The organism is Streptomyces sp. NPDC005195 (assembly GCF_040608315.1).
Taxonomy (GTDB): domain Bacteria; phylum Actinomycetota; class Actinomycetes; order Streptomycetales; family Streptomycetaceae; genus Streptomyces; species Streptomyces kaempferi.
The window spans coordinates 1-8,556 of sequence record NZ_JBEXHZ010000101.1; the positions used below are offsets into that span (position 1 = coordinate 1).

General features: G+C 70.0%; 7 protein-coding genes and 2 pseudogenes. 5 read left to right on the forward strand and 4 right to left on the reverse strand.

Annotated elements, in window-relative coordinates:
* The 5 genes from ABZV34_RS35420 to ABZV34_RS35440 all read left to right on the forward strand — a co-directional run.
* A partial coding sequence (locus tag ABZV34_RS35420; protein ID WP_356286134.1) for an ATP-binding SpoIIE family protein phosphatase occupies positions 1-967 on the forward strand: 967 nt, incomplete at its 5' end.
* Positions 968-1,360: 393 nt separating this feature from the next.
* Positions 1,361-1,549, forward strand: coding sequence for a hypothetical protein (locus tag ABZV34_RS35425; protein WP_356286137.1), 189 nt, complete (start codon positions 1,361-1,363; stop codon positions 1,547-1,549).
* Positions 1,550-1,594: 45 nt separating this feature from the next.
* Positions 1,595-2,086 carry a sigma-70 family RNA polymerase sigma factor gene (locus tag ABZV34_RS35430; protein ID WP_356286139.1) on the forward strand — a complete coding sequence of 164 codons (492 nt, stop codon included), beginning with the start codon at positions 1,595-1,597 and terminating at the stop codon, positions 2,084-2,086.
* On the forward strand, positions 2,083-2,712 hold the full coding sequence (locus ABZV34_RS35435; protein WP_356286141.1) for a methylated-DNA--[protein]-cysteine S-methyltransferase: 630 nt from the start codon (positions 2,083-2,085) through the stop codon (positions 2,710-2,712). The genes ABZV34_RS35430 and ABZV34_RS35435 overlap by 4 nt, the downstream gene beginning before the upstream one ends.
* Complete coding sequence (locus tag ABZV34_RS35440; protein WP_356286144.1) at positions 2,709-3,473, forward strand: 2OG-Fe(II) oxygenase; 765 nt, start codon at positions 2,709-2,711, stop codon at positions 3,471-3,473. The genes ABZV34_RS35435 and ABZV34_RS35440 overlap by 4 nt, the downstream gene beginning before the upstream one ends.
* 4 nt (positions 3,474-3,477) lie before the next feature.
* Here the strand turns inward: ABZV34_RS35440 and ABZV34_RS35445 are convergent.
* The 4 genes and pseudogenes from ABZV34_RS35445 to ABZV34_RS35460 all read right to left on the reverse strand — a co-directional run.
* A pseudogene (locus ABZV34_RS35445) lies at positions 3,478-3,665 on the reverse strand (site-specific integrase); the annotation flags it as partial.
* Between the two features lie 327 nt (positions 3,666-3,992).
* Entirely contained in the window at positions 3,993-6,767 is a 2,775-nt protein-coding gene (locus ABZV34_RS35450) for a lectin (RefSeq protein ID WP_356286147.1), read from the reverse strand.
* An 803-nt stretch (positions 6,768-7,570) separates the two neighbouring features.
* The gene (locus tag ABZV34_RS35455; RefSeq protein WP_356286150.1) at positions 7,571-8,077 is read right to left on the reverse strand and encodes an SMI1/KNR4 family protein; all 507 of its coding nucleotides are present in this window, start codon (positions 8,075-8,077) and stop codon (positions 7,571-7,573) included.
* 137 nt (positions 8,078-8,214) lie between these two features.
* A pseudogene (locus tag ABZV34_RS35460) lies at positions 8,215-8,556 on the reverse strand (MFS transporter); the annotation flags it as partial.

Genomic DNA, 8,556 nt, shown 5'->3' on the forward strand with positions numbered 1-8,556 from the left:
CGCCGGTGCCGTGGCCGGACCGGACGCCGACGCCACCGCCTCCGAACTCCGCGCCGCGGTACGCACCCTGGCAGACGTCGACCTGCAGCCGGAGGAACTGCTCACCCATCTCGCCGACGTCCTCGCCCGGCTGCGGCCCGACGTCCGCCCCAGTCACGACACCCGGACCTCCGGCACCGGCCCCGGCACCGTCAGCGCCCAATGCGTGTACGCCGTCTACGATCCCGCCTCCTGCCGTTGCACACTCGCAAGCGCCGGTAGTCCCCCGCCCGCCGTCATCGCACCCGACGGCACGGTCACATCCGTCGACCTGCGCGAAGGCCCACCCCTGGGACAGACGGACCTGCCGTTCGAATCCACCGAGACAGACCTCCCCGAAGGCAGCGTGCTCGTGCTGCACACCCACTCGGGCACCGGCGCGCAGGACTCCGGCGACAAGGAGCTGCTCTGGGCGCTCGGCCGGCCCCAGTCCTCCCTGGACGCCACCTGCCGGTGCGCCGTCGAAGCCCTGCTGCACGCGCCCCATGCTCAGTTCGGCGTCCTCGCCGTCCGCACCCACGCCCTGGACACCCGTACCGTCGCCACCTGGGATCTGCCGGCCGATCCGGCCGCCGTCTCCCGCGCCCGCGACCACATCGCGGAGAAACTGGCCTCCTGGGGCCTCACGGACGCCGCCCCCACCACCGAACTCATCGTCAGTGAACTGGTCACCAACGCCATCCGTCACGCACAACCTCCCATCCAGCTGCGCCTGATCCACCACGCCGGCAGCCTGGTCTGCGAGGTCGCCGACGGCAGTAGCACCTCGCCCCACCTGCGCCGGGCCCGCACCTTCGACGAGAACGGGCGCGGACTGTTCATCGTCGCGCAACTCGCGGAACGCTGGGGAACCCGCCACAGCCACCACGGCAAGACCATCTGGGCCGAACACACTCACGCAGACGACCGACCCACTACCGCGGTGTGAGGCAGGCGGTTTCTCAGGGGACGCTTCCATCGCCTACGTGTTCAACGAGCTTCACGCAATGGAAGGGTCTGTAAAGCGAGCGGTGAAACTGGGTTTGGTGTGAATGGAGTTGGCCAGTGGTGAGGCTGCCGTCGAAGGCCAGGTCGAAGGCGTTCATGGCGCGCTTCCGGCGCATGGTCCAGCGTTCGCGGCCAGACCCCGTCGGGCAGGCCCTTCAACCCGTAGCGGATCAGCATGAGGACGTCTTCGACGACGCCGATGTGAAGACGGCGGCCGACGGAAAGCCGCGATCACCCTCATGGCCAGACGCCCGATGGCTGACGTCGGATCTCACGTTTGCGGTGGCCCCGCCGTCTTCCAGGTGAAATGGCTGTACGAGGAGGCGAGGCGAACATGTTCTGCAGACACGTGGTGGTGGACACCGCGCTGGGCGACGTCACGATCGTGGCGCGCGACCAGGCGGTCACCGGGCTGTACTTCGCCGAGCACGCGCGACGTCCGGCGCCGGAGGCCTCCGGTGTCCGGGTTCCGGTGGCCGACGAAAGGCCGGCGGCGGTATGGGCCAGGCCGATGTTGCCCTGAGGGCTCGGTCCACGTCGGGTCTGCCGTCTCTGCGACAGGATGAGCATGAGGGAACCGTTCGAGAAGATCGTCGAGCAGCACGGCGCCACGGTGCTGCGGGTGTGTCGGGCTCTGCTGGGGACGCACGACGCCGATGACGCCTGGTCGGAGACGTTTTTGTCGGCGATGCGGGCCTGGCCGCAGTTGGCGGGGACGGCGAACGTGGAGGCGTGGCTGGTGACGATCGCGCGGCGCAAGGCGATCGACGTGCTGCGGGCCGCCGGTCGGCAGCCGCTGCCGGTGGCAGAGCTGCCGGAGTCGCCCAGCCCGCTGGGCGTGCCGGAGGCAGGGGACACTGACCTGTGGGAGGAGGTGGGCCGGCTGCCGGGCAAGCAGCGGCAGGCGGTGACGTTCCGCTACCTGGCGGGGATGCCGTACGACGAGATCGCGGCGGTCCTGGGCGGGAGCGTGGAGGCGGCGCGGCGTGCCGCGGCGGACGGCTTGAAGAATCTGCGGAAAAACTATCCGGGCGCGAAGACGAGAGGAGCATCCACATGAGCGACTACTTGAGCGGCGGCCTGCCCGATGGTGACGTCCTGGCCATGCTGTCGGCTCCCGTCGACCCCGAGACCCTGGCCCAGCTGCATCGTCGGCTGGAGCGCGAGGCCGAGGCCGTCGGCGTGATCGACGTCGCGTACACCGTCATCGACTCCCCGGTCGGCCGCCTGCTGCTGGCGGCCACCGGCCAGGGCCTGGTGCGCGTGGCCTACGCCAGCGAGGACCACGACCTGGTCCTGCAGGCCCTGGCGGACAAGCTCAGCCCGCGGATCCTGCACTCCCCGGGCCGGCTGGACCAGGCGGCCCGGGAGGTCGAGGAGTACTTCGAGCGCCGCCGCCGCACGTTCGACCTGCCGCTGGACCTGTCGCTGTCCCGGGGGTTCCGCCGGCTGGTCCAGCAGCACCTGCCGGAGATCGGCTACGGCCAGACCCGCAGCTACCGGCAGGTGGCCGAGCTGGTCGGCAATCCCAAGGCGGTGCGGGCGGTCGGCACGGCGTGCGCGACCAACCCGCTGCCCGTGGTGGTGCCGTGTCACCGGGTGCTGCGCACCGACGGAAGTCTGGGCGGCTACATCGGCGGCCTGGAAGCCAAGACGGCCCTCCTGGAACTGGAGGCCGCGGCATGACCGCCCCGGCGACGACGCCCAGGACCCGGCACGGCGTGGACACCGCCGCGGCCGGCCAGTGGGCCGGCCGGGTCGATGCCGCGGACTGGGATGCGGTGGGCAGCGAGCTCGACGCGTTCGGCGGCGCGCTCCTGCCGCGGCTGCTCACCCCCGCCGAGGCCGGACGGATCAGGGCCCTGTACGAGCGGCCCGAGGTGTTCCGGTCCACCGTCGACATGGCCCGGCACCGCTTCGGACAGGGCCAGTACAAGTACTTCCACGCCCCCTACCCCGAGCCGGTCGAGCAGCTCAAGCAGGCCCTGTACCCGCGGCTGCTGCCGATCGCCCGCACCTGGTGGGCCCGGCTGGGCCGGCCCGCGCCGTGGCCGGACACCCTTCAGGAGTGGCTGGAGATGTGCCACGCGGCCGGGCAGACCAAGTCCACCGCGATCCTGCTGCGCTACGGCGCCGGGGACTGGAACGCGCTGCACCGCGACCTGTACGGCGACCTGGTGTTCCCGCTGCAAGTCGTGATCAACCTGGACCGGCCCGGCACCGACCACACCGGCGGGGAGTTCCTGCTGGTCGAGCAGCGCCCCCGGGCCCAGTCCCGCGGCACCGCCACCGTGCTCCCGCAGGGCCACGGCTATCTGTTCACCACCCGCGACCGTCCCGTGCGCTCCGCGCGCGGCTGGTCGGCGGCCCCGGTCCGGCACGGCGTCTCGGCGGTCCGCACAGGACACCGGCACACCTTGGCCCTGGTCTTCCACGACGCCGCGTAATCACGCCCTGCTCGCCCAGGTGCGTGAGGCCGCAATGACGGTATCCGTGCAGGTCCCGGCCCGTGCCCGCTCTCCGCCGACGACGATGTACTCATCGAGCAGAGCGCGGGCCTGGCCGCGGGAGAGCCGGGCCGGCCCGGTGTCCGGGCACGCGTCGCGCGGGCTCACGACTTTCCCCGGGCCGGGCTTCCGGCAGCCGGGGCAGGGGACGTCGACTTCACCGTGGACGCCCTGGTCCCGGCCGACCACACCGTCCTCGCCCCGCCCTTCGGCATGATGGACGGCCACATGGCCAAGGTGGCCGACCCGCAGGGCGGCCGGTTCGCGTGGATCACACCGACCCCGCCGACCCCGATGCAACCGCACCCGTGTCCCGCCCGCCGGGACCTCCCGAGTGACCTGACCGGCGCGGACGTCACGCCGGGACGTACCTCCGTGTGTCCCGGCCGGGCGGTCGGGACACACGGAGGCGATGCGCTGAAGTCGCCTGGCGGCGCTGGGGCTACCGGTGGCCGTGGCTCAGCTCGGCAGCTTCCAGTTCTGGGCACTTGAGGCATTGCAGCTGTAGAGCTGGAGTTGGGTGCCGTTCGTGGTGCTGGAGTTGGGGTCGTCCAGGCACAGCTTGGACTGGGGGTTGACCAGCGATCCGTTGGCGCCCGTGGTCCATTGCTGAGCTCCGCTGCCGTTGCATGTCCATAGTTGGACCAGTGTGCCGTTGGTGGTTCCGCTGTGGTCGGCGTCCAGGCATTTGCCGAGGGTGCGGATCGTTCCGTCGCCTGCGACGATCCAGTCCTGGGCGTAGGTGTTGTTGCAGCCCCAGATCTGGACGTGGGTGCCGTCGGTGGTGGAGGAGCTGGCGTCGTCCACGCACAGGTTCGCGGCCACCGCGGCGGTGATGGTGCCGATGCGGGGCGAGGCCGGGGCCGTGGTGTCACCGGCGTAGGAGGGTGGGGCCGCTGAAGCGGCCGTCGCCCAGGAGGTGTTGGCGGTGGTGCCGAGCGTGAAGTCCAGCGTGCCGCCGGCGGTGATCGCCGCGGTGGGGGCGTAGGCGTTGTTCCAGGCGGTGCCGTTCCACGCCGCGGACTGCACGTAGGGGGCGTTGTCGGCCGCGCCGTTGCCATTGACCGTCAGCGTCCTGCCCGACGGGAGTGTGACCACGGCCTGGGTGAACAGGGGGGAGCCCAGGGCGAGGTCGGAGGTGCCCGGGGTCTCGGGGTACATGCCGAGTGCGGACCACACGTACCAGGCGCTCATCGCGCCGAGATCGTCGTTGCCGTCGGCCAGGCCGCCTGGGGTGTTCGCCCAGATCTGGTCCTGGATCGCCCGGACGGTGCCCTGTGTCTTGTAGGGCTGGCCGGTGTAGTCGTACTCCCAGGGCAGTTCGATGCTGGGTTCGTTGCCGACCCACGCGTAGCCCTTGTCACCGGTGTAACTGCGCAGCACGGTGTCCAGATAGTGGTTCATCGCCGTGTTGCCGCCCTTGGCCCGTGCCAGGCCGCCGACGTTGAACGGCACCATCCCGGTGTAGATCCAGGAGTCGGCCTCGACCATGTCGGTACCGCTGGTGGGGTCGAAGCCACCGGTCCAGGAACCGCCGGCGTTGCGCGGTTCGACGAAGCCGGAGGCCGGGTTGAGCACGTTGCGCCAGCCTTGCGCACGGTTGGCGTACGTCCTCTGGTTGCCGGTGTCACCGAGTGCCCCGGCCATCGCGGAGATCGCGAAGTCGGCGGTGTTGTACTCCAGCGTGGTGGCCACCGGGCCGTAGAAGTTGCAGCAGCCGTAACTGCCGTCGTGCGGCATGTATCCGGGTGAGTTCAGGTAGTTCAAGCCCGGCCGGTCATTGTTGGCCGTGCTCGCCTGTTTGACCATGTCGGCCAGGGCGGTCGTGGTGTCGAAGTCCCGGGCGCCGAAGGCGTAGTAGTCGGCGAGGATGGCGTCCGCCGGGTCGCCCACCATGACGTAGGACTCGCCGTTGTTCTCCGACCACTTGGGGAAGACTCCGGTCTGGGCGTAGTCGTCGACCATCGACTGCGCGGTGTCCGAGGCGACCTGGGGGGCGACCAGGGCTTCGAGTTGGGCCTGCGAGCGGTAGATGTCCCAGCCGGAGTAGTTGGCGTACGCCGCTCGGTGGCCGGTGTCCACGGTGTGCGTTCTGCCGTCGAAGCCGTAGTACTGGCCGTTGGTGTCGCTGATGACGTTCGGGTGCAGCAGCGAGTGGTAGAGCGCGGTGTAGAAGCTCTGTTGCTGTGCGGCCGTCCCGCCGGCGATCTGTATCTTGCCGAGTGCGCTGTTCCAGGCGTTCTGCGCGGCGGTGCGCGTCGCGTTGAAGTCCCACCCGGTGTTCTCCGCGGCCCGGTTGGCCGTCGCGTTGGCTACCGAGACGTAGGAGATGCCGACCTTGGCCTGCACCACCGGGTTGGCGGTGGTGTTGAAGGTGACGTAGCCGTTGGAGGCGGCGGCGTTCGGGGACGCGGCACCCTTGGCCGCCTTCGGGGCCGTCGCGGAGAGGGACTTGCCGTGAAGTACCGGCTTGTTGGGCTTCTCGGCGGCGTTCTTGGACGCCGTGCCGGGCTTCGCCGTGATGGTGGCCGGCGTCTTCGCGACCGAGGCGCCCTGCGAGGTGAACGGCTGGTCGAAGACCATGTCGAAGTACACGCTGTACGTGTTCCCCGCGCCGCAGAAGCGGCCGCTGGTGACCTGGCCGCTCACCTCGGTGTTCGAGACCTTGGTGAACTGCGTCGAGGTGGCGCCGTTCTGGCTTCCGGTGAGTTTGAAGATCAGGTTGGCCTGGCTGCTCGAGGGGAAGGTGAAGCGCGCCATGCCGCTGCGTGTCGTGGTGGTCAGCTCGGTGGTCACCTGGTTGTTGAGGGCGACCTTGTAGGAGCCGGCCGACGCCGACTCGTTGGCGTGCGAGAACGCGTCTGTCGCACCGGTGTTGACGGTGCCGACCGTGGGCAGCACGGGTATGTCGCCGGCGGCGCCGCAGCCGGGTCCGGCGATATGGGTGAGGCTGAAGCCGGTGATGGACGAGTCGTTGTACTCGTATCCGCCGCCGGACGGACGCGACGGCGTGTCCGGGCTCCACTGCACCATGCCGAACGGCACGTCGGCCCCGGGGAAGTCGTCCGCCTGGTTCGACGTCCCTATGAACGGGTTGACCACAGTGGCGGGTGACGTGACGAGCGCGGCCTTCTCGGCCGCTGACGCGGGTGCGCACAAGCCGGCCGCGGCCAGCGCGGCAGCGGCAAATAAGCCGATCGCGGTGTTTCCGGGCTGTCTCGGCAGTCGTTTCATCACGGGTTCTCCTCTACTCGGAAGCAGGAAGCGGCACTTGACAACGTTGCCTTCCGGTCAAAAACCAGACGCTCGGGCCACGGCCGGGATTGACAACGTTGTCTCATCACTGGGACGGGGCGCCCAATACCGCGGCAGGCAGCGTTTGCCCTTCGAGGAGCGGCGTCCGGTGCGTGTTCTGGGGGTCCCCCGGCCGGAGTCTGCGGACCGGCCGGAAGTCCTCGTACGGGACGTACTTGCACTTCCGGCCGGTGTGGCGAGAGTGCGTGCCGGGCGCCGCGACGGAGTGAACGTTGCCGCGGCACTGGCGATACGAACGCGGTGACGGAGCCCCGGGGCCACGAGCACCTGGGGGCACGGACGGGAGCTCTTCGCGAAGTTAGCCACAAGGCAGGGTCATGTCAACGATTCGCGCAAGCGGTCGTTCCCGTCTCCGTGCCCTCGGAACGCGGCGCGTGGCCACGGGGTGCCGCACACGCCCCCGGATCGCGGCGGGACATCGGCGGAGCAACGCAACGGTGTTGACCCAGAGGGCAATTCCACGTACCGCCGTGGCCCACAACCAACAGCACGCCGCACGCGACGGTCACCACCCGCGAGCCGTGGTAGCGGGACGGCGAAGTCCCGACGGTGGTCCGGCGCGACGGCGGCGCACCGCGACCATCGCCATGTCGTCCTGCAACTGCGCGCCGGCATGGACGGTCAGGTCGCTCAGGAGGCGCTCGGGACGGTGCCCGTGTTCGGCCCGGCCCACTGTCTTGCCGGGCTTCGCTCGGGGCAGCCGGGCCCGATGGAGCGGTCCTTCAGCAGTCGGGACAGTCCGTCACAGGCGGCGGCTCCGGGAAGGTGCGGTTGCCCTCCAGCCAGTCCGCGAGCCACTGCACCAGGGTGAACCGCTCGACGAAGAACCGATGGCGTTCGCAGCGCCCGTTCGGATCCCATCCCCACATACGGCCCTCCGGTGTGCTGAAGTCGACGTGCCACCAGATCGCACAGCCCAGTGTCATCAGCGGCGGCACGTGCAGCGGCAGCGGAACCTCCGGCTCGGAGGTCGGAGACCAGCCACGCACGAGGTGGAGCAGCGACTCCTCGTCGCTGTACCACTCACCCGTGTCGGTCAGGGACAGGATGCTTCCGTCGGGGCCGAAACCGCCGTTGGCGACCTCCAGGTACAAGCGGCGCAGCAGAACCGGAATGGGGTGTCCCACGATGGCCTCGAGCTCGGCGGCCGCCTGTAGAGGTGCGGGCGGCGGCAGTTCATGGGCTCGTGCGTAGGCCCGGACCCGATCCACGATCTCGTCCTCGGTCACCGGTCGATCATCGAGGTCGGCAGCCCGGCTGTCCAGCACTGTTCTTCCGGACTCCGCCTACCAAAGGAAACGTCTGTGCGAGTTCGAGCGGTCCGCTTGCCGTGGGTCCCCATGCCGTGGGTCCGCCTCTCCTGTGGTCATCGGGAGGCGACCGTCTCGGAGGTTCCTCTCTCGTCCGCGACGGCGGGTGTCGTGTCCTTCGGGCCGCGGAGGACGATGCAGAGGAAGAGCGCGCCCATGACGGCGACGCCTGCCCACATGGCCTGCCTCCAGCCGTCGACGAAGGACTGCTGGGCGGCGTGGACCAGGTCGTGCGCGTACGGTCCGGTGCTCCCCGCCACTTCAACGGCGTTGGCGATGCCTTCTCGGGCGGTGTCCGCGGCCCCTCGCGGAATGCCGTTGAGCCGGTCGTCGATGGCGCTGCGGTACCCGGCGGACAGGAGCGCGCCGAGCAGGGCGACGCCGAGTGCGGTGCCGAA